The sequence below is a fragment of the Crinalium epipsammum PCC 9333 genome (genome assembly GCF_000317495.1).
GTDB classification, from domain to species: Bacteria; Cyanobacteriota; Cyanobacteriia; order Cyanobacteriales; family PCC-9333; genus Crinalium; species Crinalium epipsammum.
Genome location: NC_019753.1, coordinates 4,169,952 through 4,196,028 on the forward strand (window position 1 = coordinate 4,169,952; position 26,077 = coordinate 4,196,028).

21 protein-coding genes are annotated in these 26,077 nt (G+C 40.3%); 11 read left to right on the forward strand and 10 right to left on the reverse strand.

Annotated features, from left to right (window positions below):
- Positions 1-247: 247 nt before the first annotated feature.
- Positions 248-3,769 carry a PAS domain S-box protein gene (locus tag CRI9333_RS25125; RefSeq protein WP_015204625.1) on the reverse strand — a complete coding sequence of 1,174 codons (3,522 nt, stop codon included), beginning with the start codon at positions 3,767-3,769 and terminating at the stop codon, positions 248-250.
- Positions 3,770-4,198: 429 nt separating this feature from the next.
- Here CRI9333_RS25125 and CRI9333_RS18125 point away from each other — a divergent pair, with 429 nt between their 5' ends.
- Positions 4,199-5,602 (forward strand): ABC transporter substrate-binding protein, encoded by a 1,404-nt coding sequence (locus CRI9333_RS18125; protein WP_015204626.1) that lies wholly within the window; start codon positions 4,199-4,201, stop codon positions 5,600-5,602.
- 146 nt (positions 5,603-5,748) lie between these two features.
- Here CRI9333_RS18125 and CRI9333_RS18130 read toward each other — a convergent pair whose 3' ends face one another.
- From CRI9333_RS18130 to CRI9333_RS18140, 3 genes are all read right to left on the reverse strand, one after another.
- Positions 5,749-6,315, reverse strand: coding sequence for a hypothetical protein (locus tag CRI9333_RS18130; RefSeq protein WP_015204627.1), 567 nt, complete (start codon positions 6,313-6,315; stop codon positions 5,749-5,751).
- Positions 6,316-6,392: 77 nt separating this feature from the next.
- The gene (locus CRI9333_RS18135; RefSeq protein WP_015204628.1) at positions 6,393-7,433 is read right to left on the reverse strand and encodes a glucokinase; all 1,041 of its coding nucleotides are present in this window, start codon (positions 7,431-7,433) and stop codon (positions 6,393-6,395) included.
- 53 nt (positions 7,434-7,486) lie between these two features.
- Complete coding sequence (locus tag CRI9333_RS18140) at positions 7,487-8,131, reverse strand: histidine phosphatase family protein (RefSeq protein ID WP_015204629.1); 645 nt, start codon at positions 8,129-8,131, stop codon at positions 7,487-7,489.
- Between the two features lie 696 nt (positions 8,132-8,827).
- Here CRI9333_RS18140 and CRI9333_RS18145 point away from each other — a divergent pair.
- The 3 genes from CRI9333_RS18145 to mutT all read left to right on the forward strand — a co-directional run bounded on the left by CRI9333_RS18145 (position 8,828) and on the right by mutT (position 11,098).
- Positions 8,828-9,784: an RNA polymerase sigma factor, RpoD/SigA family gene (locus CRI9333_RS18145; RefSeq protein WP_015204630.1), complete on the forward strand. Its 957-nt coding sequence runs from the start codon at positions 8,828-8,830 to the stop codon at positions 9,782-9,784.
- Between the two features lie 364 nt (positions 9,785-10,148).
- Positions 10,149-10,481 (forward strand): DUF760 domain-containing protein, encoded by a 333-nt coding sequence (locus tag CRI9333_RS18150; protein ID WP_015204631.1) that lies wholly within the window; start codon positions 10,149-10,151, stop codon positions 10,479-10,481.
- 203 nt (positions 10,482-10,684) lie between these two features.
- Positions 10,685-11,098, forward strand: a complete 414-nt coding sequence (gene mutT, locus CRI9333_RS18155; RefSeq protein WP_041226107.1) for an 8-oxo-dGTP diphosphatase MutT — start codon at positions 10,685-10,687, stop codon at positions 11,096-11,098.
- Between the two features lie 22 nt (positions 11,099-11,120).
- On the opposite strand, the gene CRI9333_RS18160 is transcribed toward mutT, so the two are convergent.
- Complete coding sequence (locus tag CRI9333_RS18160; RefSeq protein ID WP_015204633.1) at positions 11,121-12,299, reverse strand: histidine kinase; 1,179 nt, start codon at positions 12,297-12,299, stop codon at positions 11,121-11,123.
- Positions 12,300-12,538: 239 nt separating this feature from the next.
- Between CRI9333_RS18160 and CRI9333_RS18165 the strand changes: the two genes are divergently transcribed.
- Complete coding sequence (locus CRI9333_RS18165) at positions 12,539-14,128, forward strand: glycoside hydrolase family 57 protein (RefSeq protein ID WP_015204634.1); 1,590 nt, start codon at positions 12,539-12,541, stop codon at positions 14,126-14,128.
- A gap of 229 nt (positions 14,129-14,357) precedes the next feature.
- Here CRI9333_RS18165 and CRI9333_RS18170 read toward each other — a convergent pair whose 3' ends face one another.
- Positions 14,358-15,287, reverse strand: coding sequence for a LysR family transcriptional regulator (locus CRI9333_RS18170; protein WP_015204635.1), 930 nt, complete (start codon positions 15,285-15,287; stop codon positions 14,358-14,360).
- 238 nt (positions 15,288-15,525) lie between these two features.
- Between CRI9333_RS18170 and CRI9333_RS18175 the strand changes: the two genes are divergently transcribed.
- The 5 genes from CRI9333_RS18175 (at position 15,526) to CRI9333_RS18195 (ending at position 21,793) form a co-directional block, all read left to right on the forward strand.
- Positions 15,526-17,364 carry an NAD(P)H-quinone oxidoreductase subunit F gene (locus tag CRI9333_RS18175; RefSeq protein WP_198013687.1) on the forward strand — a complete coding sequence of 613 codons (1,839 nt, stop codon included), beginning with the start codon at positions 15,526-15,528 and terminating at the stop codon, positions 17,362-17,364.
- 54 nt (positions 17,365-17,418) lie between these two features.
- Positions 17,419-18,132, forward strand: a complete 714-nt coding sequence (locus tag CRI9333_RS18180) for a carbonic anhydrase (RefSeq protein WP_015204637.1) — start codon at positions 17,419-17,421, stop codon at positions 18,130-18,132.
- Between the two features lie 151 nt (positions 18,133-18,283).
- A complete protein-coding gene (locus CRI9333_RS18185; protein ID WP_015204638.1) occupies positions 18,284-19,771 on the forward strand; it encodes an NADH-quinone oxidoreductase subunit M in 1,488 nt (495 codons plus the stop codon).
- 265 nt (positions 19,772-20,036) lie between these two features.
- Positions 20,037-20,444 (forward strand): hypothetical protein, encoded by a 408-nt coding sequence (locus tag CRI9333_RS18190; RefSeq protein ID WP_015204639.1) that lies wholly within the window; start codon positions 20,037-20,039, stop codon positions 20,442-20,444.
- 53 nt (positions 20,445-20,497) lie between these two features.
- Positions 20,498-21,793 (forward strand): CO2 hydration protein, encoded by a 1,296-nt coding sequence (locus tag CRI9333_RS18195; RefSeq protein WP_015204640.1) that lies wholly within the window; start codon positions 20,498-20,500, stop codon positions 21,791-21,793.
- Between the two features lie 414 nt (positions 21,794-22,207).
- Here the strand turns inward: CRI9333_RS18195 and CRI9333_RS18200 are convergent, their stop codons facing one another.
- The 3 genes from CRI9333_RS18200 to petC form a co-directional block, all read right to left on the reverse strand.
- Positions 22,208-22,609: a fasciclin domain-containing protein gene (locus tag CRI9333_RS18200; RefSeq protein WP_015204641.1), complete on the reverse strand. Its 402-nt coding sequence runs from the start codon at positions 22,607-22,609 to the stop codon at positions 22,208-22,210.
- Between the two features lie 145 nt (positions 22,610-22,754).
- Entirely contained in the window at positions 22,755-23,744 is a 990-nt protein-coding gene (gene petA / locus CRI9333_RS18205; RefSeq protein WP_015204642.1) for a cytochrome f, read from the reverse strand.
- Positions 23,745-23,881: 137 nt separating this feature from the next.
- Positions 23,882-24,424 carry a cytochrome b6-f complex iron-sulfur subunit gene (gene petC, locus CRI9333_RS18210; protein ID WP_015204643.1) on the reverse strand — a complete coding sequence of 181 codons (543 nt, stop codon included), beginning with the start codon at positions 24,422-24,424 and terminating at the stop codon, positions 23,882-23,884.
- 240 nt (positions 24,425-24,664) lie between these two features.
- Here petC and CRI9333_RS18215 point away from each other — a divergent pair, with 240 nt between their 5' ends.
- A complete protein-coding gene (locus CRI9333_RS18215) occupies positions 24,665-24,973 on the forward strand; it encodes a DUF3067 family protein (protein ID WP_015204644.1) in 309 nt (102 codons plus the stop codon).
- A gap of 85 nt (positions 24,974-25,058) precedes the next feature.
- On the opposite strand, the gene tatC is transcribed toward CRI9333_RS18215, so the two are convergent.
- Positions 25,059-25,856 carry a twin-arginine translocase subunit TatC gene (gene tatC, locus CRI9333_RS18220; RefSeq protein ID WP_015204645.1) on the reverse strand — a complete coding sequence of 266 codons (798 nt, stop codon included), beginning with the start codon at positions 25,854-25,856 and terminating at the stop codon, positions 25,059-25,061.
- Positions 25,857-26,077: the final 221 nt, after the last annotated feature.

The following is a 26,077-nucleotide window of genomic DNA, read 5'->3' on the forward strand; positions in this document are numbered from 1 at the left end:
ACTATCGTACTTAATTAATCAGGCTTAAAGTATGTGGAAAATTACTTAGAAAAAATAAATTAATAATTTGTATTGACAAAAATAATTATGATTGCATCAAATTAACAGTTGATATCAGCACGAGGTTAAGAGACAGACTTAATATATTACGCTATTAGTTGTTGTTTATTCCTATTGCCGACAAATTTATTACTTTAGACGGGGAAAATTTAGTTTAATTTTAGCCTAAATAGATAGAGGCATTTTATCAAGTGCCATACTCTTGCTCCTCGTAGATTGGGGGATTTATTTCTAACGTGGCTTCGTAGTGCAAAGGTAGTATGACGGTAAATGTTGTACCAATACCTAGTTGACTACTAATGCTGATTTCGCCGCCGTGAAGATCTACACAATTTTTGAGAATCGCTAATCCCAGTCCCGTCCCTGGAATCATCCCCACATTAGTTCCTCTAAAGAAGGAGTCAAACAGCCTTTTTTGATCGGTTTCTGGAATGCCAATTCCTTGATCCTGAACTTGAAAGATTGCGCGATACTCCACAGGAGTCGCTGCGCCAACGCTCTCAATTTCTAATTTCCAATAAATCGTACTACCTTGAGGAGAATACTTAACAGCATTTGAAAGTAAATTACTAAAAATATGCCGTAGTAATTTCTCATCCATATAAGTCGGTGGAATTTCTCCTTGTTTAGTAAAAATAATTTGGTGAGAATTACCAATACTCAACTGCATTTCTTGTCTGAAAATCCGACAAAATTTTTCTAAATCAAGCAATTTTGGCTGAAATTTCAGTTGTTTCGCTTCTGCTTTACCAATAGTTAATACATCATTTAACAGTTGAGTCATTTGGTGAATAGCTGATTGAATCCGATGCAGATGCGCTAGTCTTTTTTCTTCGGTGAATTTTTGGTGGTAATGTTCTAGTAATTCTGATGAAGACAGAATTGTGGACATCGGCGTGCGAAACTCATGGGATGTCATTGACACAAAACTAGATTTAAGTTCACTAAGTTCTTTCTCTTTTTCTAGCGCCTTAAGTATCTCAAATTCAGCTTGTTTGCGCTCGGTAATATCACGAGTTATGCCGCGATAACCTTGTAGAATTCCTTGGCGATCGCACACAGGAGAACCACTGCTTTCTAAAATAACTCGATGACCATTTTTATTAATTAGTGTTTTTTCCAAATTAGTGAACGGTTCTCCCTGAGAGATAAACGGCTGAAGAACTTCAGCAAAGCGATGTGCTTCATCTACAGACATCAATTCGTAAACAGTTTTACCAATTATTTCCTGGGGTTCATATCCTAAAATATCCCGCACTTTAGGATTAACGTAGGTAAATAAGCCATCAAGATTACTTGCCCACACCCAGTCGTTAGTATACTCAACTAAATTACGGAACTTTTCTTCACTTTCTTTAAGTGCTTGCTCTGTCTGTTTGCGTTCACTTACATCACGAGCGATCGCTAATTGAATTAAACTGCCATCAGCTTCATCCCGCAAAGGTACTGCATGAGTTTCCATCCAAATCCGCTTTCCTTTGCAGCCAATAAATTCTACTTCCAACTTACCCTTATTACCTTGACAAACACTTTCATTTAATGCTTGATACGCTTGTCTATATTCGGGAGCAACTAAATCATAAACTGATTTACCAATCACTGCTTCAGCATTGTCTGCCTCGATCATCGCTCTGCCAGCAGGATTGATTTCTAGTAAAGTACCATCAGGCGCAACTAATTTTACACATTCTGGTTCAGCATCAATAATCGCTCGTAAACGATTCTCACTAATTCGTAAAGCTTCTTCTGCCTGTTTACGTTCAGTAATATCTCGGTCAATACCACGATATCCCCTAAAATTTCCATCAGCATCAAAAATTGGCACACCGCTGGTTTCTAAAATTACCTTATGACCATCTTTGTGCAAGTTAGTATTTTCTAGTCCTGATATTGGTTGTTGTGCTGTAAAAACTGCCGAGAAAGTGTTAGCAATACGTTCAGCTTCTACTACTGGCATCAAATCAAAAGGAGTTTTACCCACAACTTCCTCTGGTTCATAACCCAATAAATCACGAATTTTCGGGCTAACATAAGTATAAATTGCCTTTTCATTCACCTCCCACACCCAATCGCTGGTAGTTTCTACTAAATTTTGGAATCGCTGTTGGCTTCTTTGCCGAGACTCTTCTACTTGTTGACGCTCGATCGCAATTCCTGCTATTTGACTAAAAACCTCTACTAATTTGCGATCGCTCAAATTAGGCGGGCGGGGCGTACTATAATACAATTCCAAAATACCTAATACGTTGCCACTCGTTGCTAAGATCGGTGTCGCAAAACAAGCTCGTAACCCCTGAGTTAGTGCTAAATGACGATAATTTTGCCACTTAGAATCAGTAGCAATATCCGATACAATTACAGATTTTCGATAACAATCTTCTGTGTCGCAGGAAGCAAAATTTGGGCTAATTCCTAAAGCACTAACGTTTTGCACATATTTTTTGGGCAGACTAGGAGCGACATAATACTTTAAGTTAATGCCATTTTCTGCTATTAGGGCGATCGCACACGCAACTTCACCAGATTGTTTTTCCACAAACTGAGCAATTAGATTTAAAACCTTGCCAAGTGATGTACCTTCAGCAATCATTTCCATGATGCGATTTTGACCAGATAACAGATTTTCTGTCCACTGGTGTTCCAAAATTTCATTTTGCAATTGCGCGTTAGCATTAGTTAATTGAACCGTACGTTCACCAACTTTAATTTCTAGCTGTTCTTTAGCTGTTTGTAGCGCTAATTCTATTTGCTTACGCTGAGTAATATCCCGCACAATCACGATCACTTGCTGATCCTGCGATGGCACTAACCTCGCTTCAAAATTCTTTTCACCATCAGGTAGTGGTAATGAATATTCTAAAACTACCAATGAGTTAGTTTTCAAAACCTGAAGAAAGGCTTTGTAACATTGATACTTTACATTTCCTGGTAAAATATCTTGCAAACGTTGATTAATTAAATTCTCTTGCGCTAGATATAATTCTACAGATCTGCCAGGATGGTAACTCAAAATCGTGCCATCGCTAGCTAGGCGGAAATATATATCAGGAAATGCTTCAAACAGTGATTGTAGTTCTGAAGTAGTTTGGAGTAATAAAGTTTCTGATTGCTGTCGCTGGGCAATTTCTATTTGGGCTTTTTGATACAATTGGGCTTGGTGAAGAGCCACTGCACAGTGTTGTGCGATCGCTTCTACAAAATATAATTTTTCAGTAGTCCATTCCCTAACTAGATCAAATTGATACAGGCTAATTCCGCCTAAATATTTCTGCTCATATACTAGCGGAACCAGTATCAAACGGCTAATTTCATCAGCTATACCTACCGACTGAATTTGAGGTGCAAGACTCGCATCAATATTTTGTATAACTACTGTTTCGCCTTGCGCTAATGCTTGATAGTAATCAGTATAAATCTGGCTAGTTGTACCAATCAGCTTTTCCCCATCAACAGTAGCGGCGCTGACGTGGCTAACTTTCAATAAATTGCTATAATTTGGCTGAAAAACTGCACAACCGCTCAAATTCAGTGCTTGATGTAAGCTATCAACAGTTTTTTGGAGAATTTCATCTACAATTAGCGTATTGCGGATCTCGAAAACAATCCGATTAAGCAGTACTGTCTCTTGCCTTGGTTCGTTAATTTCATCGGCTGACGCAGTTGTGGTTATAGACATTCCTGCCTGGAGTTTTGCTGTGCTATCCTGCATCTTTATATTTTAATTGACTCTGTAGTACTGGCGAATAAGTGAGTTACTAAATTTCTGATTTAATTTGCTACGTGAGTTAAGCACAATATAGGCATTATGTATTATTTATCCGTGAAAAATCTTGATTGCACTCTGTCTTGAGATATATTGACTAACACTCAGATTTATTAGAAAACCAAATAACTATTACTTACCTCCGGTAAAAATTCCCCCTTGAATAAAATAGCAATTAAAAAGGTAAACCGTAAAATTTGCTATTTTGTTTGAAGGCATTAAGCAGTGCTGGCTGAATATCAGCTAAATCAAAATCCTTCTTAATCTCATAATTTAAAACTTGAATTCCCCCTCATTTATCTGTGTTTATCTGTAGTTAATTAATCAAAATCCTCATCATTGCAATAAATCAAAGGCTTACCTTATTATTTGTATATGAAAAATATTTTAACTTTATTTCGTTTAACCAGCAGTTTGCCAACTAAAGCGATGTCTACGACAAGCTACGCCTACGCATGGCAAAGAAGTCGCAAATTTTTACAGCAGCTAGGCAGAAACATCAGCATCAGCTTGGGATTGAGTATTCTCCTATTAGGGATAACAGGATGTCAGCTAGTAGCGAAACCGACCAATACAGAGGGTGCGATCAATTTAACACTTTGGCAAGGAGTGAATCCACCACCTAACCGAGATGTGTTGCAATCAATTGTAGACAAATTTAATCAAACACATCCCAACATTCAAGTCGAATCATTATATATTGGACAACCTGACCAGCAATTACCAAAAATTCTGGCTGCTGTGGTAGGGAATGCTGTTCCCGATCTGCTATGGTTTTCTCCCATGCTGACAGGTCAATTAGTAGAATTAAACGCAATTCTCCCGTTAGAAGATAAGCTTGCCACATCACCCTTAAAAGATCAGATTGACCCAGCATTATTTGAGGCGATGGAATATGGGGGGCATACTTGGTCGGTATCTTTTGGCACGAATAATGTCGGGATTTTTTATCGTCCTAGCTTATTTAAAGCTGCGGGAATTACGAACTTGCCTAAAACTTGGGAAGAGTTGCGTCAAGTGGCGCGTAAATTAACAGTTGATACCAATGGCGACAACCGAATAGATCAACATGGGATGCTGTTACCTTTGGGAAAAGGAGAGTGGACGGTATTTAATTGGTTGCCGTTTATGTGGAGTGGTGGCGGGGAACTAATTGATGCGGGGAAAGATGCCACTGCCAAGAATGTAAATTTAGTAAATCAAGGAGCGATCGCCGCCTTAGAATTTTGGCAGAATTTAATTAAAGATGGTTCCGCAATTTTATCTTTACCAGAACGTGGTTATGAATTAGATGGGTTCCTTGCTGGTAAAGTAGCTATGCAGTTAACAGGACCTTGGACACTCGGACAACTACAAGCAACAGGCGTTGATTTTGATGTATTTCCCATTCCCGCAAAAGTGAAACCAGCAACAGTAACAGGTGGGGAAAATTTATTTATTTTAAAGTCTAATACAAAACGCGAACGTGCTGCCTTTACCTTTGCTGAATATCTTTTAAATGAAGATTCCCAAACTCAGTGGGCGCTAGGTACAGGGTATTTGCCAGTAAATCTCAAAGCGCGTCAAAATCCTGCTTATCAAGAATTTATAGCTAAATTGCCAGCAGTGAAAGTATTTTTGGAACAAGCAAGCGTAGCGCGATCGCGTCCCATATTTCCAGGCTATAATCGCATATCAGAGAATATAGGCAGAGCGATCGAAGCTGTATTACTAGGCAAAAGCTCTCCCCAAGAAGCCCTCAAAGAATCTCAGCAACGACTCGACTTATTTTTTAAATAATAAATATGTGGGTGAAATTAAACGTTACTTGCGCTTTTCCGGGGCTGGGGACTGGTGACTGGTGACTGGTGACTGGGGACTGGGAAAACGATTATACGTTTATTTATAGCCCATCTACTTATACATCCTCTGCCCTCCCCTCTAAATTACTGCGATCGCAACCTAAATGAATTCAAAAAACCAACATTACTTTTAGCTAAATACTTTTGCTGTTCCTTACTCGTCGCTACAACTACTTGATATAGCCGTCGGTTCACCAGATACATCCTGTGTTTAAAAATTCCGCCTGTAGCTAAATATGTAAGTTCTCTCCCAGGAAATCCTTGTAACTTAAAACTACGTTGACTGACTAACTTACCATTAACTCCTCCCAAAATGCCCTTACCTGCCCAATCCAAAATTTGGTTAGAGTTATTTGATTTAAGGTTAATCGGAAAGTCAGAATAAGCAACCAAGTATGCTACCTTCTTGCCATAGTTCTCAACTAAAAACCCCTGACTATTAATTACTCCTAATGGTGTTGGGTAGCTTTGTTTCACAGGCTTAGGTTTACCAGGCATTAACACCATAAACTTGCCTTGTGGCGAAGTAAATTGTTGCCACACCGACTTACTACCATTAGCTGGCTGTTGCGCGTAAACTGCCTCAACTAATGGATATCCACTTAATAACATAGTGGTTAACACTGATGGCAACAAAACTTTTAGTTTCATAAAAAGTAAGGGGTAATAATCAATGACCAATGACCAGCCTGAATGTAAAATTTATTTCCAACGAGCTAACATCTTAACTACAACTTAGCAGCATGGAGTGCTGCTCCAATTAATCCTACTTCCTGATTCAGAATCACATGAACTGGCATCTTTTCCAGTACAGAACTCACCCGACCTTTATCATTAAAAGCATGGATGAAAGTTTCATTTTGAAGCAACGGCAAATTCTTAGCAGCAACCCCGCCAGCAATATAAACGCCCCCGTAAGGCAAAACTTTGAGAGCGAAATTACCCGCTTCAGCACCGTAGATTGCTAAAAACATTTGCATTGCCTGTTGACACAGACGATCGCTTTTTGCTAAAGCAGCCTTAGAAATTACCGCCGCCGGATCAACAGTTTTTTCAATTTGTCCCGCTTCTGCTTCCCACTGTCTAATTATTTTCGCAATTTCTTCTGATTCCTCAGCAAAATGCTGATCGCGTAAGAATTGGTATAAAGCTATAATACCCCGACCCGAAACCACGCGATCGTAAGAAACTCGAGTAATCTTGTGCTTATCTAGCAAGTACTTCAAAAAATTAAATTCCAACTCCGATCTCGGTGCAAAGTCAGAATGTCCCCCTTCTGTCGCAAACACTTGATAACTATCTGCTTGCGGAATTAAAAAGCCTTCTCCCAAACCCGTACCAGCACCAATCACACAAATGGGAGCATTGGGATCGCGCTTACCAACTTGCAAAGTGTGAGTTTCTGATGCTGATAAACCTAATATTCCATAACCAATGGCAGCAAAATCGTTGATAAAACTAATCGGTTTAATGCCTAGATGTTGCTCCAAACTTTTAGCATTAAGCGACCAACCAAGATTAGGCAGTACAGATGTATTGTCAACAATCGGACCAGCGATCGCCAAACAAGCCTTTTCTGGCTTTTGTTCCTCTCCCAAATGTTGACTAGCTGTTGCTAGAAACTGCTGTACCAATGGCAGCAAATCTGAATACTTGCGGCTAGAAAAAATCTCTTGATAGAGAGTATTTAATTTTCCTCCCTCTACAACCTGCACCAGCCGCAAGTTAGTTTTAGTCCCGCCGATATCTCCTGCTAGTAATAATGTCATAGTGATAATTTTTCCCTGAGAGTATCAAAGCAATATTATTTTCTCACTCCTAACTAATTAAACCGAATCACTTTTTCAACTTGACTTAAGTGAGAAACATCGCCATTAAGCTCCATCACCCATTCTTGATCATCACGCACCAGTTTTACCAAACAACACAAAGCAGCATTAATTTCTGGTTCCACTGTCACATCTAGTAAACCCATTGCCATACCCAATACTGATGCACCATGACCAACTAATAAAATATTTTCTGAAAACTCAGTTGCTAGTAGCTTTGCAGTTTTTCCAGCGCGTTTTAGTACTTGTTCGCTAGTTTCCGGATAATTTGCCGTTACACGGGAAGTATAACTAAAGTCAATTCGGGGGAAATTTTCAGCTAAATCTACTAACGGCAACGTTTCTGGCATAGCTGTCATCCAGTGCGGATTCAACCATTCACTCAACCCAGACTCAACTTTTATGGTTAAATCCAAAATCTCGGCTACGAGAATCGCAGTTTGTACTGTCCGCAAAAAAGGCGAAGCAAAAATATGAGTAATTCCTTCTCCTACCAAGCGTTGTCCTAATTGCTGGGCTTGCACTAAACCATCGTCAGAAAGAGGAGGGTCATAGCGTCGCTCTGCGGTATTAAACCATTCTGGATTCACAAAGTCCAAGCGATTTCCGTGTCTGGCAATCCACACAGTTTGAGGCATAAGTTTTATTTAACATAGTTAAGTTATACGTTTACGTATACGTGATCTTATACATTGAGTTGGCATAATTCTTCAATATGACATTTTTAATCAACATCCGCCAAAATTCACAATGGCTCAATTGTAATTCAAGTCCCTGATTCGACTTGGGTTCTGCTTTTTTAACAAATTTCTTCTAACTAATGAGTGTTGACTTTGGAATTTTTCTGCAAAATTTTTCTAACTTTGTTGTATAAGATGCTTCCTTTTAACGCCATTGTGGGTACTCTCATAATGAGCAAGACAATCAGGCTTGTTTCATAAGTCGGCTAAATGTTAAAGGAAAAAGGTGATTACTGCCCTTTTTCCCAATCCAACTAGAAAATTGATCGCTATAAGCAAAAAATATATCCCAAGCCATAACTCTAGGAGCGCTTACAGCTAAAAGAATTAAATTCTCTTTAAATGTTACAATTCTTTAAGATTTAGTGATGAGTATTTATATTAATGATAATAGCAGGTACGAATTGGGGCTGCCAAAACTGGCTCAATACAGCTAAAAGCTATTGATGGTGCTAAATCCCTGCCATAATCCCCTATCTACTGGCTGTGTGCAACATCTGACATTTTTTGCTCAACAGTGATTTCACACATTTAGTCAAGACTATTTAACAAACATTCAGTAAACCAACTACCTTCGTCATATTAATCAGCGCCATGAAAACTGCTCAGACCTCCACCGACACCGTTCGCGCTTACCTGCGAGAAATTGGTCGTGTGCCGCTACTAACTCACGAGCAAGAAATTCTTTATGGAAAACAGGTGCAGCGTTTAGTTGCCTTACGAGCAGTAAAAAGTAGTTTGAGCGCAGAACTAGGTGATGAGCCAAATTTTTCCCAGTGGGCGCAAGCTTGTGAATTAGAAGAGCAAGAACTGCAACAGGCGATCGCCACTGCTGAGTTAGCCAAGCGTAAAATGGTTGAAGCCAATTTGCGGTTAGTAGTATCAGTTGCTAAAAAGTACATTAAGCGCAATATTGACTTACTAGACTTGATTCAAGAAGGTACTATCGGAATGCAGCGAGGGGTGGAAAAATTTGATCCCACCAAAGGCTACCGCTTTTCTACCTACGCCTACTGGTGGATTCGTCAAGCAATTACCCGTGCGATCGCCGAAAAAGCTCGCGCCATTCGCCTACCCATCCATATCACCGAAAAGCTAAATAAAATCAAAAAAGCTCAACGCAGTTTATCGCAAAAACTCGGACGAGCAGCTACCGTCACAGAATTGGCAGAGGAACTAGAATTAACTCCTCCGCAAGTTCGGGAGTATCTTGAAAGGGCGCGTCAGCCATTATCTTTAGATCTGCGTGTTGGAGATCATCAAGATACAGAATTAGGAGATTTGTTAGAAGACACAGGACCTTCCCCAGAAGACTTTGTTACCCAGTCCGCAATGCAAATGGATCTAGAGAAACTCCTCTCAGATCTGACACAACAGCAACGTGATGTATTATCCCTACGTTTTGGATTAGCCGATGGGCAACCATTAACTCTTGCCAAAATTGGCGATCGCCTCAGCATTAGCCGTGAACGAGTACGGCAAATTGAACGAGAAGCCCTTGCCAAGTTGCGTAAGCGCAAAGCTGATATGGGTGAGTATATAGCAAGCTAATAGCGATCAATTTTTGATAGTTTATTTTCACCATCAAGGATACTGACCTCTCCCCAAACCCCTCTCCTACAATGAGAGGGGCTTCTCGACTCCCCCTTCCCTTGCAGGGAAGGGGGCTGGGGGGTTAGGTTTTTAATTCGCGTTCCCGTTTCCTGATACGGGCGCTTGGGGTTAGGTTAGTATCCTAAAGGTGAGATAATCCGACACGATAGTTCGGTTCCACTCACTACGCTATTAGAAGCAAACTGTTACATTAGTTTATAGAAACCAAGGGTAGGTATCTAAACTCGATTAGATCTAAAAACAACAATACACCTCCTGCCTTTGAGAACAAGAGCCATCAGAGCAATTGCAAGGAGCTACAGTGAACAACGCACCTAATCGATCCTCAGAATTTTTTAGCGGTGAGAACGAATCCAGCAATTTGCTGTGGCAGTACGTTCAATCCATGAGTCCAGACACTATTAGTCAGTTGTCTAAACCGATGTCTTCAGAAGTGTTCCAAGTGATGGAGCGCAATATTGTAGGGTTGTTAGGAAATCTCCCTTCAGAACATTTTGGTATTACTGTTAGTACCAGCCGCGAAAATTTAGGGCGTTTATTAGCCTCTGCCATGATGAGCGGTTACTTTCTACGCAACGCTGAACAGCGTATGGTTTTTGAAAAATCATTACAACAATCAGAAACCCAATCTTAAAAATTAGTAGATTAAACCAACGCTTTTAAGTTGATCATCATTAAAACTAATCCCATCATTTAAAATTGCAGTAACTGAGCATTCCGACAGTTGACAATCACATCTGTCGGATTATGCTATTTGGTTGGGAGAAATGCGCGATACTCCTCTTGTCGTCGCTACGCCTACGCACTGGTCAATTAACCACTCAGTTAAATCTGCCCATGTCTGAAACTTTTTCCGTTATTCCCCACAAAATCATCGGCGTTGCTGTAATTTGGAACAATCAAGGACAAATATTGATTGATCGGCGACGTGCTGAAGGTTTAATGGGAGGTTTGTGGGAGTTTCCAGGGGGTAAAGTAGAACCTGGTGAAACAGTTGAAGAGTGTATTCAACGAGAAATAGAGGAAGAGTTAGGGATAGAAATTGCTGTGGGCGATCGCTTAATTACTATCGACCACGACTATACTAAATTTCGTGTCACCCTCACAGTACATCACTGCCGCCACCTCACAGGTGAACCACAGCCCATAGAATGTGATGAAATTCGCTGGGTAAATTTAGAACAACTTGATCACTACACCTTTCCCGAAGCAAACATCCAAATAATCAACGCCCTTCGCCAGTCATCATAGATCGCTCCTGACTCCAGACTCCTCAAAAACGATAAACTGGCAAAGTGAAGTTAAAAGAGCTACCTTCACCGAGAATAGACTCAACCCAAATTTTCCCATAGTGCGCCTGCACAATTCGACGACAAAGAGATAAACCTAGCCCATATCCCTCTTGTTCTTGATCGCGTTGTAGACGAAAGTGATCTTCAAAAATTCGTTCTAAATTCCCCTCTGGAATCCCATTGCCATTATCAGAAACAATTACCTGCACTTTTTCTGTTGTACGGTGGAAAATACTGATGGTAATTTTGCCACCTGCCGGAGTGTATTTAATAGCATTATCTATTAAATTCATCATCACCTGACGCACTCGTTCTTCATCTACATAAACATACGGCAAGTCTTGAGGAATATCTGTTTCTAGTTTTAAAGATTTTCCCAAAATCCGTTCTTGTATCTGATTAATTACATCCTGAACTAAAGTAGCGATATCTAACTTTTGAGGTTGGATATGCAAATTAGTACTGCTGCCGATTGCTGCTTGTAGAATATCTGTGATTAGCTTGTCTATAACCCGCAGTTGATTTCGCGCTTGCTGGATTAATTGGTTAATCAACGTCGGCGAAATCTGCAATTTTTTTTCATCACTTAAATTTTGGGTTAATTCTAGTGTTCCTATAGCTAGAGAAGCTGCTGTCAGGGGATTACGCAAGTCATGTGCCAAAATTGCGATCGCTCGATCTTTAAATTGCAACTGGTTTAATAATTCCTCTTTTTCTTGTTTCAAACGAAAAACTTCATCTGAAAGTTGAATAATTTCCGTTGCATAAGCCAGTGAATTTATTTTTAATGATTTTTCGGTTGTGGTTTCAGGTGATTCTGCTGGAGATTTTATAGTTCCCCAATAATCTGCGGCTGAAGTTTGCCAACGAGGTAGCCAAGTTTGTAATTGAGCAACTAAATTACTCCCTGCAAGAGTATGCTTTGGCTCAGGATAAATTTTAATCAGAGTTGGGGTTGCCACAATTTTAAAATGTTCCGCCCAATAAGGCTGCTGCCCCACATCAACAACTTCCAGTTCAAAAGGAAAGTCTTCCTTAAGACTTTCCAGACAACTACAGATTTGCTCTATCTGTTTTTGGGCGCTAGGACGTTGATCCACAAACAGTAGTAGCTGTAGCGACGCATCCTTATAGGTAAGCTTTTCAAAAGCTGCCTGCATTTATTGTTGTGTAAGTAGTGGGGACAATAATCACGCTTTGACAAAAGCAGCAATTTTAGGCTTTTTGTCGAGTTTAATTATTTACTCTAAATTTAATATCTATTTTAGATTTTGAACACGCCTGATGTTTAAGAGCTTCTTTTGAACTACCAGTAGCAAACTGCTGATAAAAGCTTAAAATACTGTAAAATTCCGCAACCTGCATCACCTTCACATCCACCTACTACCCCTGAATCATTATGCCTAGCGGTTATGTTGCTCTTGTCCTTCACGCCCACCTGCCATTTGTACGGCATCCAGAAAGCGATTATGTGCTGGAAGAAGAATGGCTATATGAAGCTATCACAGAAACTTATATTCCCCTGCTGCACGTCTTTGAAGGGCTAAAGCGGGATGGTATCGACTTCAAAATAACCATGAGTATGACACCGCCATTGGTGTCGATGTTGCGCGATCCTCTGCTGCAAGAACGCTATGATGAACACTTAGCTAAATTAGAAGAATTAGTCGAAAAAGAAATTGAACATAACGAGCAAAATGGTCATGTCCGTTATCTAGCAGAATATTACGCTCACGAATTCAACCAAATTCGCCACACTTGGGAACGTTACAAGGGAGATTTAATCACAGCTTTTAAACAATTTCAAGATAGCAACAATCTAGAAATTATCACCTGTGGTGCTACTCACGGTTACTTGCCGTTGATGAAAATGTATCCCCAGGCAGTTTGGGCGCAAATTAAGGTAGCTTGTGAACATTATGAGGACACCTTTGGTCGTCCTCCCAAAGGAATTTGGCTACCAGAATGTGCTTACTATGAAGGTTTAGAGCGGATGTTAGCGGATGCGGGTCTGCGCTACTTCCTGACTGATGGTCATGGGATTTTGTATGCGCGTCCTCGCCCTCGCTTTGGCACTTATGCCCCGATTTTTACCGAAACAGGTGTAGCGGCATTCGGTCGCGACCATGAGTGTTCTCAGCAGGTCTGGTCGTCTGAGGTGGGATATCCAGGGGCAGGAGAATATCGGGAGTTTTATAAGGATTTAGGTTGGGAAGCAGAATACGACTACATTAAGCCCTACATCATGCCCAATGGGCAACGTAAAAATACAGGTATTAAGTACCATAAAATTACAGGTCGTGGCGCTGGTTTGTCTGATAAGGCACTATATGACCCTTACTGGGCAAAAGAAAAGGCAGCAGAACACGCTGGCAACTTTATGTATAATCGGGAACGCCAAGTTGAAAATCTTTACAACTTAATGCAGCGCCCCCCAATTGTAGTTTCTCCTTATGATGCGGAACTATTTGGTCACTGGTGGTATGAAGGTCCTTGGTTTATTGATTACTTGTTCCGCAAGTCATGGCATGACCAAGGTACTTATCAGATGACACACTTGGCAGATTATCTGCGCGAGAATCCGATGCAGCAAGTTTGTCGTCCTTCTCAATCGAGTTGGGGTTATAAAGGGTTCCATGAGTATTGGTTAAATGAAACTAATGCTTGGATTTATCCCCACTTGCATAAAGCAGCAGAACGAATGATTGAGTTAGGACGGCGAGAACCTGCTGATGAGTTGGAGTGGAAGGCACTGAATCAAGCAGCTAGGGAGTTATTATTAGCACAATCTTCTGACTGGGCGTTTATTATGCGGACGGGAACAATGGTTCCTTATGCAGTAAGAAGAACGCGATCGCACTTGATGCGTTTCCACAAACTCTATGATGAAATTAATGAAGGTAAAATTGATAGCGGTTGGCTGGAAAAAGTAGAAGAAATTGACAACATCTTCCCTAATATCAACTATCGCCTGTACCGACCTTTGTAGTTAAGATCATGTTCGTTTGATTACACATGATGTAGAGACGCGAAATTTCGCGTCTCTACTTACGCAGAGATCCCCCTAAATCCCCCTTAAAAAGGGGGACTTTGAATTTACCCCCCTTTTTAAGGGGGGATAGTTCTGATCTAGCTTTCAGGGGTTCCAGACTGAAAATCGGCATGAGTGGCTAGGTTAATTATTTTAAAATCTGCTTCTTATTGTGACTTTTGATGATTTATTTGATTGCAGTTGTTTTATTTAAATTTGTAGCAAAGTGCTTTGCTTCCTGTAATAAATATTGATAAAAAGTATTAGCAACTATAGATAGTTTTTTTCCAGCCGGATAAATTACATACCACTGACGACGAATAGGAAAACCCTCTACATCAAGGATAGCAACATCATTGGTGGTTCCTTCTAGTCCTAAAGTGTGGCGAGATAAAACTGAGATTCCTAAACCACCTGCGATCGCTTGTTTAATTGCCTCGTTGCTTCCTAATTCTAGCCTGACTTGCACTTTTAACCCATGCTCATCAAATAATTCTTGCACAAGCGATCGCGTTCCTGAACCAGCTTCCCGCATAATAAACGGTTCGCCTGCTAAACGTTGTAGCGGAATATTTTTTTCTTGTGTAAGTGGGTGATCAATTGGTGCTAAAACTACGAGAGGATTTTCTAAAAACGGATAGTAGCTAATATCAAAATTTTCTGGTAGTTTGCTCAAAATATATAAATCATCTACATTTTCATTTAAACGTTCCAGTAAGCCTTCGTGGTTTGTCACCTTAAACTCAATATCAATTCCGGGGTACAGTTTACAAAAAGGTCCCAGCATTCGGGGGATAAAATATTTAGTTGTTGTCACTGCTGCTAATCTTAACCGTCCTTGTTTTAACCCTTTAAAGTCAGATACAGCCATTTCAAACTTATCTAAGCTCTCAAATATTTCTCGACAAGTTACTAATAATTCTCGACCCGCATCAGTTAAATAAAGGCGCTTGCCTATCTGTTCAATCAAAGGTAATCCTACAGCTTTAGTAAGCTGTTTTATTTGCATAGAAACAGTTGGCTGAGTAATAAACAATTCCTCAGCAGCGCGGGTAAAGCTACCGTGCCTAGCGACAACTTCAAAGACTTTTAATTGGTGTAGGGTTGCTTGCTTCATGGGAAGAGGGAGGGGAGGTCAAAGCGTCCATAGATAAAAATCTATCATAACCATTATTAACAATGTCTTTTCTCTAGGAAAGATTCAGTTTATTATCAAATTATTCCAAACGCAATTGTCTTCCTTCCTACTTCGCTGATAGGGTTGCGGATTAATTGGCGCTTACCCAAATCATCAATACTGGCAACAGTGCCATCTAGTTAGCAACCCTTTAGTTTTCTAAAAATTTAGAGGTATGATTGTGCCATCTTTCTTCCAGAATGTCTGGTTGATTCCTTGCTATTCCTTAATTGGGGCAATATTAACTGTGCCTTGGTCGCCTGGATTTATCCGTAAAACCGGGTCAAGACCAGCAGGTTACATCAATATATTGATGACTTTGTTATCTTTCGTCCATGCTTTAGTAGCATTATCCGCTAGTTGGAATCAACCTGCACAACATATAGTAATCCCCTGGCTGAATGTCGCTAGTTTGAATATTTCTATACCTATAGAAATTTCTTCCTTAACTCTCGCAGCTATAGTCCTGATTACAGGTTTAAATCTGTTAGCGCAGATTTACGCGATTGGTTACATGGAAATGGACTGGGGTTGGGCGCGTTTTTATGGGTTGATGGCGCTGTTTGAAGGCGGGATGTGTGCCTTAGTGCTATGCGACTCTTTGTTTTGCAGCTATGTAATTTTAGAAATCCTCACCCTGGGTACTTATTTATTAGTTGGACTGTGGTTTAGTCAACCGATGGTAGTTACAGGCGCGAGAGATGCGTTTTTAACTAAACGGGTGGGTGATTTATTTCTGCTGATGGGTGTGTTGGCTTTATATCCCCTGGCAGGTACTTGGAATTTCACTGAGTTAGCGACTTGGGCGCAAACAGCCAATTTAGACCCAAAAGTTGCAGCTTTATTAGGTTTAGCTTTAATTGCGGGGCCAATGAGTAAGTGCGCTCAATTTCCCTTGCATTTGTGGCTAGATGAAGCGATGGAAGGACCAATTCCTAGCACGATTTTACGCAATTCTGTGGTTGTGGCGACGGGTGCATGGGTATTGGTAAAGCTAGAACCTGTGATTGCACTTTCGCCTGTAGCTTTAGGGGCAACAATATTTATTGGTGGGTTAACGGCGGTTGGTGGTAGTTTAATTGCGATCGCACAAATTGACATTAAACGCGCTTTATCTTACTCTGTCAGTGCTTACATGGGGTTAATCTTCATTGCTGTAGGCACAGGGCAAACCGAGGCAGCATTGTTACTGGTGTTAACTCATGCGATCGCAATGGCGCTACTATATATAGTCATCGGTGGCGTTATTTGGAATAGCATTACCCAAGACTTAACCAAACTCGGTGGTATTTGGTCACGCCGACCCTTATCAGGACTAGCATTTTTAGTAGGAATTGCCGGATTAATTGCCCTACCACCTTTCGGTAGCTTTTGGGCAATGTTGAAGTTAGCAGATGGTTTGTGGAGTACACAACCTTGGTTAGTTGGTCTTTTGTTAACAGTTAACTCACTAACAGCCTTCAGTTTGACGCGCGTATTCGGTTTAATTTTCGCTGGTAAAGAGAAACCGATGACAGTGCGATCGCCTGAAGTAGGTTGGCAAATGGTAATGCCGATGATGTTATTAGTCGGATTTACCCTGCATCTGCCCTTAGTATTACAAAGCTTGTCACTCTTACCAGATTGGGCAAATGTCAACAAAGACGTAGCATTACTGTTAATTTGGTCAAGCATATTCGGTTGCAGTCTCTCAGCAGTAATTTACGTCATTGACACTAAATTCAAACCACAATTAGCCGTTTGGAAACCATTACAAAACTTACTGGCTTACGACTTCTACACACCAAAACTTTACCGCTTCAGTATTGTCTTTGCCGTTGACTCTATTTCCAAAATTACTGCTTGGTTTGACCAACATTTAATTGATGGAGTAGTTAACTTTGTTGGTTTCGCCGCTATTTTCAGTGGTCAAGGATTGAGATACAACGTCTCCGGTCAATCACAATTTTATGTCTTAACAATCATCTTAGGAATGACCTTGTTTTTAGGATTGTTGACAATAGGCGCAATCCATTAAGCAATAAACAGTAACCATCATCGTTCAGTAAACTAACATTTCAGGGAAGCTACCATGACTGCTAAAAACATTCTCAACAACGTTTCTCGTCGTAACATCATCAAATTTGGTGCAGCAGCTATAGGAACAAGTGTAGTTACAGCCGGAATCGGTTCAAAATTCCTTTCTACCCAACCAGCCGTAGCAAATAATGACCTCACTCCCGACGAAGCATTGGAAAGATTAATGGAGGGAAATCAACGCTTTATTTCAGGAAAAAGCAACCGTCCTCACCAAACTTTAAAGGATTTACAATCAGTTTCGGCAAGCCAGAAACCATTTGCCGCTATTCTTAGTTGCGCTGATTCTAGAGTACCTTCAGAAATTCTTTTTGATCGAGGTTTTGGCGATTTATTTATTTGCCGTGTAGCTGGAAATGTTGCCACTCCAGAAGAAATTGGCAGTCTAGAATTTGGCACATTAGTATTAGGTGCAAAAGTTCTATTAGTAATGGGACATAAGAACTGCGGTGCTGTAGATGCCACAATTAAAGGCGCTCAAGTTCCTGGTCAAATTGCTAGTTTATTAGATGCAATTAAACCTGCTCTGGCAAAGTTAGATCCTAAAAAAGCTGCTCAATTGGAAGCTGGAATTAAAGCTAATGTTGTGTATCAAGTTGCAAAATTACAGGAATCTCCGGTAATTTCTAAGTTAGTTAATGACGGACAACTAAAAATTGTAGGCGCTTATTTTGATTTTGATTCTGGAAAAATTAGCTGGGTTAGTTAATCTCAAAACTAATAGACCTCTTGCATAAATCAAGTTTTGGTTAATTAACCACAGATAAACACAGATGGTTTAACTGGTTTATGCAAGAGATAACTATGATTTTTCACTCGTAGTAAAGGCTAAAATCTCTCTTCCCTCATTAATCAAACGTATGCTGAGTAGTTTAATTTGGATACCCATCTTAGGGGCGGCTATTGTCGGATTTTTACCAGGAAATTTAAGTGCTAGTCGGTTACGGGGAATATCATTAGTTATCGGTTCAATTATTTTAGCTGTAACTATCTGGATTCTCAGCCAATTTGACTTATCTTATCCAGGGTTACAACTGCAAGAATATTTACCCTGGATTCCCCAATTAGGATTAACCTATAATGTAGGTATTGATGGGTTATCCTTACCGTTACTAGCTTTAAGTAGCTTACTAACCTGGATTGTTATTTATAGCAGTAATAATATTGAGCGTCCCAGACTTTACTATGGATTAATTTTGATAGTAAATGCTGCGGTAGCAGGCGCTTTTATCGCTCAAAACTTGCTGCTATTCATTATCTTGTATGAACTGGAATTAATTCCCCTGTACTTATTAATTAATATCTGGGGTGGTGAAAAGCGCGGTTATGCAGCTACGAAGTTTCTCCTATATACGGCGGTTTCTGGAGTATTAATTCTCGTAGGATTTCTAGGAACAACTTGGTTAAGCGATTCCGCTAGCTTTGATTACAATGCCATTGTTACTCAAAACTTACCTTTAAGAACACAATTAATCCTACTAACAGTATTGCTGGTAGGTTTCGGAATCAAAATTCCTTTAGTTCCCTTACATACTTGGCTACCAGATGCTTATACTGAAGCTTCTCCACCAGTAGCGATTTTGTTAGGCGGTATTTTAGCTAAATTAGGGACTTATGGATTAATTCGATTTGGTTTAGGGTTATTTCCCCAAACTTGGACAATAGTTGCACCAGGACTCGCAATTATCGGTACGATTAGTGTAATGTATGGTGCGTTGAGTGCGATCGCACAAAAAGATATTAAACGCATGGTTGCATATAGTTCCATTGGTCACATGGGCTATGTCATGCTAGGAGGCGCAGCCGCTAACTCCTTAAGTCTTGTGGGTACAATTTCCCAAATGGTTGCACACGGTTTAATATTAGCCCTACTATTTCACCTAGTAGGAGTAATTGAATCAAAAGTTGGTACTCGCGATTTAGATGTTCTCAACGGTTTATTAAATCCGATTCGCGGTTTACCCCTAACAACAGGATTGCTAATTTTAGCAGGAATGGCGAGTGCTGGTATCCCTGGTTTAGTTGGTTTTATCTCAGAATTTATCGTCTTTCAAGGTAGTTATCCAGTCTTCCCCGTACTCACATTACTGTGTGTTGTCGGTACAGGTTTAACCGCCGTTTACTTTGTAATTCTCCTCAACCGTACCTGCTTCGGTAAATTAGACAACAAAGCTTATTATCCCAAAGTCAACTTCCAAGAACGTTTCCCAGCATTAGTTTTAGCAGCAATAATTTTCATCTTAGGTGTACAACCTAACTGGTTAGTATGCTGGAGTGAAGCCACCTCCACAGCCATGATTTCTGCTATTAAACCAGTGCAGGAAATAGCGATTAATTACGACAAGTAGAGAGAAGGGCAACGGATTTTGTAACGGATTTAACGGATAAGTTGTCGTATAGAGGGATAAATGTTGTAAGTAAAAGTTCATATTTGTCTCTGAGAAAAACCAGTTCAACCATCTGTGTGCATCTGTGTTTATCTGTGGTTAATTATCTAAAACTGACTTTTCCCAGAGAACAATTAATGTTGAGCTTCACATCATTTAACCCAACCTTCTAACTACTCCTCCCTCCTCTCCCCTCCCTCCTCCCTATAATTTAGAACTTGCCAAAATGAGTATAATAAACCTAGATAAACCCGCCTCAGAAATTACATTTGAAATCGGCAAGCCCTACACCCGCGAACAAATTCATCAAGTACTGGGCGGAGACAAAAGTAGTTACTTACCCCAACGCCATAAAAAAATTGTTTGTGGCTGCTTTAACTTAGAAAGAAATCCCCAAGCGCCTGAAATTATCCTAATTGAAAACAAAACCAAAGTCATCGAAAAAGCACAGCTTTTATTATCTCAAAACGAAGCTATCCCAGTGTTTGTCAAAAGATTAAGTAGTAACTGGGTTTATCAAGGCTATTATCATGTACAAAACTATTCCCAAAATCAAGAAGAAATCGCACAAATGCAAGCCTTTTCCTTCCGAGATAACATCATAGCCGTCCTCCACCTACAAAAAACAAGTTAACTTCTTTGCGCCGTCTGCGTTTACCTCTGCGACCTTTGCGTTAAAAAAAAACCATGACAACAACTACAACCGCCACCAAACTCCCTCCTTCCACCCACGAATTTCCCGAAGTAATTCACCGCCTAGAAGCAGGCGGTGCAATGTTACCAGATACGCCAGAAAACCTGATGCAAATTATCGGCATTTATAAAGCTTATGCCGTACCAATGGATTTTTACTGGCGGGATCTTCTCTACATAGCTGAAAGAGTATTTCTTAACCCTTTACCCTTCTTTAAATACTTTATTCCTAAAGAGTATTTAGAACTACATAATCACTACGCGGGTGATGATGCTGACTTAAGAATTTGGCGCGGCGAAGCAACTGCCCACCCTGAACTTTTAGAATTTATAGAAAAGGGTGAAACTGGCAAAATGCCGAAGTTATTTCATCACTTATGGCATGACAGAGTTAATATGGAATTTGCCGAAGCGTGTATGCGGGCGATGCTTTGGCATGGTCGAGATATGGGTTGGGGCAAATTTGATGCTTACTTAGATAGTGACGAGTATAAAGCAAACGCAGATAAAGCAATTAAGGCTTTCTTTAAAAACAACCCATTAATGTTAGGGTTGTACAAATTATTTCCAGATATGTTTTACGAACAGGTGCGACAACTGTCGTATTATTCTAATTTGGGTTTATTCTGGGAAGTAATGGCTCCGGTATTCTTTGAAATGTCCGATCTTTATGATGAAGGAAAATTAAAAACTGTACCGGAGGCAATGAACTTTTTAGTAAATGGAATATTTGCGATCGCAGGTCGTCCGATCTACCATCATGTTTATATCGGTGACGAATGCTACGAAATTATTCCCAAATCAAAAGGCTTTACTTGGCTCTACGAAGCAGCATTGCCTTATGTAGAAGCTGTATTTTATCGCACCGCACCCTTCCGAGGCACAAAATCTTATAACGCCCAGGTAAGACAAGTACCAGAAGATCAAAAAGATTTTCACTACGGCATTCTTTATGCTGATGTATTTCCCGTTGGGACTGCTGGTATTCCGCCAACATTGTTAATGCAAGATATGTTGCATTTCCTCCCTAAATATTTAGTTGATTACTATCAGCAACACTGCCGAGGTGAAGATGATGCGTTAATTCAACTTGGGATTACATTCCAGCGTTCCATGTATTGCGTTACATCAGCAGTAATTCAAGCTTTGCGAACTGCTTTACTTTATCCCTTAGACGATCAAAATCCCAAACATTTAGCAGCAAATCGTGCTTTCTTTGAAGCTCAAATAGATAGATTCAAGCGTCCAGAAGCTCGGTTAAGAGATATTCAGAACCAAGATTATAGATAGGAGATCCCCTACGGGAACAACAAACTTCTTCTGAATTAAAGTCAATAAATCTTTGAGGAGTCTTATCCAGTTTTCCCATCAAAGTGCAACAGATATGCTTGTAGGGGCGGGTTGACAAGATAACTATTGGGTTGGACAGATAGCTTCTTCAAACCCGCCCTCTTAGGAAATTGGGATTATACCAATTATCCAAAATCAGGCTACAAATGATGGTATTTTCCCGTGGGGGGCGGGTTTACCTGCGATATCTGTAAATAGACAGGTTGCTTGACAACCCGCCCCTACACATACCACAAGCTTGCTTATCAGTCGCTCACAAGTTAGTTGGTGCAACCTGTGGGTATAGAAATGGGCAAAAAACAGAGGATTTACCTTCTGCCTTCTGCCCTCTAACTTCTTTCTTTGACAATAAAATCAACCCATCAAAATTACTGTATCTATAACGTGAATAACACCGTTATCTGCTTCTATATCTGCCACTAAAACAGTAGCATTTTTTACTTCAAACCCATCAGAACAATCTATCCTGATTGGTGAACCTTCAACTGATATTACAGAATCAACTTTTGCCAAATCTTCTTGCTTTAACTTACCAGGAACTACATGATAAGTTAAAATCCTTGTTAGTTGGGGAATATTCTGCAATAAAGTTGTAATAGTTCCTGGTGGTAGCTTGGCAAAAGCTTCATCATTTGGTGCAAAAACAGTAAAAGGGCCAGGACTTTTTAGGGTATCTACTAAACCAGCAGCTTGCACAGCAGCAACTAAGGTATTGAAAGAACCAGCACCAACGGCAATATCAACAATGTCAGCCATATTGTTTAATTAATCAGCAATAGAAAAGCTTAATTAATTCTCCCAGATTTAATTAGAATTATACTTAACTTTTTAAGTTTTATTTTGCATAAAAAAAAGACAGGCAAGCAGCCTGTCTAATTAGCAATCAATTATGCAACAAAGCTTAGAAATTCATTTCCGCAGCTTGTACCTTCTCAACTTGCTTCTTCTTCAGAACTAACAAGGTTTGAGATAACATAGTTATTGCTAAGAAAGCCAATAACCCCTTGATTCGATCAGGATTTTGTAAGACAATTTCGCCGTCAACTTGACCAAATCCACCAACATTAGGATTATTAGTTAAAGCTTCCCCAGCCTTAACTTCTTGACCTTGAGAAACAACCACTTCTGGACCTGCGGGAATTGTGTCAACCACAGCATTACCATTCGCAGGTTGAATAGTTACTTCGTAACCATCTTCACCTAAATTGTCAATCTTAGTAATTTGACCTGCAACAGAAGCGTTATGAATCGCGTTGTTGGTCTTTCCACCAGTAGGATAAATCTGCCCGCGTCCACGATTACCGCCTACGTGAACAGGGTATTTACCAAAGTAAACTCCCTTTTCTGTTTTAGGATTAGGAGAAAGAACTGGGAAGACAATTTCTTGATATTGGTCGCCTGGTAATGGGCCAATAATTACAACGTTGTCTTCGCCTTCTTTGTATGGTTGGAAATACAGCCCCTCGGTTTTTTCCTTCATTTCTTCAGGAATTCTGTCTTCAGGAGCAATTTTGAAGCCTGGAGGCAACATTAAAACTGCGCCAACATTGAGAGAACCTTTGGAACCGTCGCCTACAACCTGCTGTATGCTCTTGTCATAGGGAATTTTCACCACCGCTTCAAATACGGTGTCAGGCTTGACCGATTGAGGAATCTCAACTTCTGTACGTTTAGCGCCCAAGTGACAGTTAGCACAAACAATTCTTCCAGTGGCTTCACGGGGAGTTTCAGGGGAAGTTTGTTGCGCCCAAAAAGGATATGCGTTGGCTGTTTGAGGCAGTGCGAAATCATGTGCGAGGAAAAATGCCAAAGTCGCGCAAGCTATTACGATAGTTTTGGTTAATAGCTGCGTAGCACTAATTAATCTCGCGGATATAGAAGATTTTTTCATCTGTTAGGAAACGATGCGATCGCGAAGGCAAGAATATCTTTCAGATTGACTGAGTTTTGAGTAAATTCAAAACTCTGGAAGGAAAACTCTACGGGACAATTCAATTCAATCAATTTGTCCCGACAACTCAAAACTCACTATGACCACCAAGGATCTTCGCCTGTACGGAAATCTGTCTCAGTCCAAGTTGTCAAGGAAAGCTTATCGTCTTCGGTCACAGTAGCATGAGCTAGTGCTAAAGACTGGGGCGCAGGTCCACGTACTACCTTACCAGTGTTGTCATATTGAGAACCGTGGCAAGGACACATAAACTTGTTTTCATTGGCATTCCAGGGAACCACACAGCCTAAGTGTGTGCAAACCGCGTTAATGCCGTAGTTAGCCAAGGTTTGGTCTTCTTGTACTACAACATAAGTGGGGTCGCCTTTCAGCCCTTGGGCAAGAGTGCGATCGCCTGATTTGTGATCAGCTAAAAATTTGCTCACAATGATGTCGTTACCTAAAGCATCTTTAGCGGTAACACCACCACCACCACTACCACTCGATGGCGGAATAAAATATTGAACTACTGGATATAATGCCCCCAAAGCTGTTCCTGTAACCGCACCAAAAGTTAAAAGGTTCATAAATTGGCGACGACCCATATCGGGGACATCCGCAGAACCAGAAAGTTGAGCCATAACCTAACGCCTGAGTGTATATTTTTGTCAACAACTCTGGGTGAAATCCCAGATTTCTATCAACCCTGCCTCATAAATGTCCCTTTTTGCATCAGAGAGCAGAGTTGCTACAATCCCTTACCTATAAGGGTTTACAGTTTCAATAAGGGTATTATCACATTCTTTGACACCGTATCATAAATTCACGAACTATGACATTTATGACTAAATGTAAACAAAACTTAGATAAATATTAAAATTATGACTGGACAAGAGCTACGGCAACTGCTGCTTAACAAGTGGGGATTTTCATACGATATTCAGTTGCGCCGCACTCAGGGCAAAATTTTTGTGCAAATAATGTGGAAATATCTAGAGCAAGCTTCTTTTCCGCTCTCGGAAGGACAATATGCGACTCATTTAGATGAAATTGCCAGTTATTTAGATGCTTTAGGTGGGGCGGAACAGGTGCAAGAATATATAGAACAAACGCGCGATCGCCCTAGACTTGGTAAAGCAGTTAGTATCCCCCTAGATTTAGGCGAACGTTCTTCGGAATGGTTAATCTGAAAGCTATCAGCTATTAGCATTCAGCTATCAGCTTAATTAAATTAAAGCGCCATTTTTGTCTAAAAGCTAATTGCGCTCATGCTATTCAACGACCTAAAACTTTAACTAAACCAATACCCCCAAAATACAAACCCAGTACAGCACCAGCCAACAAACTTTGAGTCAGGGGGTCAGTCGAAGGTGTCAAAACTGCTCCTAAAATTGTTGCTCCTACAACTACAAAACGCCAGCCAGAAAGCATTTGCCCAGATGATACAATCCCTAAAAAGCTCAACAATATTTGAATTATGGGGATTTGAAAAGCTAATCCTGTACTAAATAACAACAACAACACAAATTCAAAATAGCGGTCAATTGACCACATCTGCTCAACAACACCTTCCCCATAAGTGATAAAGAAATTGAGAGCAGCAGGAATTAACATCAGATAAGCAAAAACCAGCCCAACAAAAAATAGTACACTCGACCCTAAAACAACTGGCCCCACTAATCCACGTTCGCGCCGAGTTAGTCCTGGTAACACAAACTGGATAATCTGATAAAGCACAAACGGACTTGCTACCAGCAAACCACTGTAACCAGCTACTTTAAGCGAAACAAAAAAATATTCCCCAGGCGCTAACTGTAGAAATTTAATGCCCTTAGCTGGAACTTCCAACAGTTGCACAAGTGGCTTAACTGCTAAAAAGCAGCCAATTATACCTACGCCAACACCAATGAGCGCATAAAAAATGCGCTGCCGCAATTCCTCCAGATGGTCAAATAGCGACATCTCAACGTCACCTGGCAGTTCATCTAGATCCTCACTATCTAGATAACCATTGATCTCTTCTTGGTTGTTTGAACTTTCTTGGAGTGTAGTTTCTACTTCTGGAGGGGTCATCGCTCAGATGGAGTCGTTGATTTCTTGACTATTGTAGCTATGTCAGCACCACTAAAAAACGCGCAAAGATAATTCTAGCTGCTTTTATTTACAAAAAAATTAATTTCACAACTCGATTTGAGCAATTAAAACAATGAATTCTAACATTTTTTTCGTGCTTATTCAGTACCTTAAGGAGTACACTCTTTGCCTACCTAACATGGGATAATAAATTTATAAAT

Coding starts and splice junctions, on each gene's coding strand:
- CRI9333_RS18135 (WP_015204628.1), bottom strand. CDS start 7,433: ATGACATTATTACTAGCAGGAGATATCGGCGGGACTAAAACTAACTTG.
- CRI9333_RS18170 (WP_015204635.1), bottom strand. CDS start 15,287: ATGAAGCAAGCAACCCTACACCAATTAAAAGTCTTTGAAGTTGTCGCT.
- CRI9333_RS18130 (WP_015204627.1), bottom strand. CDS start 6,315: ATGAAACTAAAAGTTTTGTTGCCATCAGTGTTAACCACTATGTTATTA.
- petA (WP_015204642.1), bottom strand. CDS start 23,744: ATGAAAAAATCTTCTATATCCGCGAGATTAATTAGTGCTACGCAGCTA.
- CRI9333_RS18145 (WP_015204630.1), top strand. CDS start 8,828: ATGAAAACTGCTCAGACCTCCACCGACACCGTTCGCGCTTACCTGCGA.
- mutT (WP_041226107.1), top strand. CDS start 10,685: ATGTCTGAAACTTTTTCCGTTATTCCCCACAAAATCATCGGCGTTGCT.
- CRI9333_RS18215 (WP_015204644.1), top strand. CDS start 24,665: ATGACTGGACAAGAGCTACGGCAACTGCTGCTTAACAAGTGGGGATTT.
- CRI9333_RS18180 (WP_015204637.1), top strand. CDS start 17,419: ATGACTGCTAAAAACATTCTCAACAACGTTTCTCGTCGTAACATCATC.
- CRI9333_RS18160 (WP_015204633.1), bottom strand. CDS start 12,299: ATGCAGGCAGCTTTTGAAAAGCTTACCTATAAGGATGCGTCGCTACAG.
- CRI9333_RS18190 (WP_015204639.1), top strand. CDS start 20,037: ATGAGTATAATAAACCTAGATAAACCCGCCTCAGAAATTACATTTGAA.
- CRI9333_RS18165 (WP_015204634.1), top strand. CDS start 12,539: ATGCCTAGCGGTTATGTTGCTCTTGTCCTTCACGCCCACCTGCCATTT.
- CRI9333_RS18125 (WP_015204626.1), top strand. CDS start 4,199: ATGAAAAATATTTTAACTTTATTTCGTTTAACCAGCAGTTTGCCAACT.
- CRI9333_RS18200 (WP_015204641.1), bottom strand. CDS start 22,609: ATGGCTGACATTGTTGATATTGCCGTTGGTGCTGGTTCTTTCAATACC.
- CRI9333_RS18140 (WP_015204629.1), bottom strand. CDS start 8,131: ATGCCTCAAACTGTGTGGATTGCCAGACACGGAAATCGCTTGGACTTT.
- CRI9333_RS18195 (WP_015204640.1), top strand. CDS start 20,498: ATGACAACAACTACAACCGCCACCAAACTCCCTCCTTCCACCCACGAA.
- CRI9333_RS18185 (WP_015204638.1), top strand. CDS start 18,284: ATGCTGAGTAGTTTAATTTGGATACCCATCTTAGGGGCGGCTATTGTC.
- tatC (WP_015204645.1), bottom strand. CDS start 25,856: ATGACCCCTCCAGAAGTAGAAACTACACTCCAAGAAAGTTCAAACAAC.
- petC (WP_015204643.1), bottom strand. CDS start 24,424: ATGGCTCAACTTTCTGGTTCTGCGGATGTCCCCGATATGGGTCGTCGC.
- CRI9333_RS25125 (WP_015204625.1), bottom strand. CDS start 3,769: ATGCAGGATAGCACAGCAAAACTCCAGGCAGGAATGTCTATAACCACA.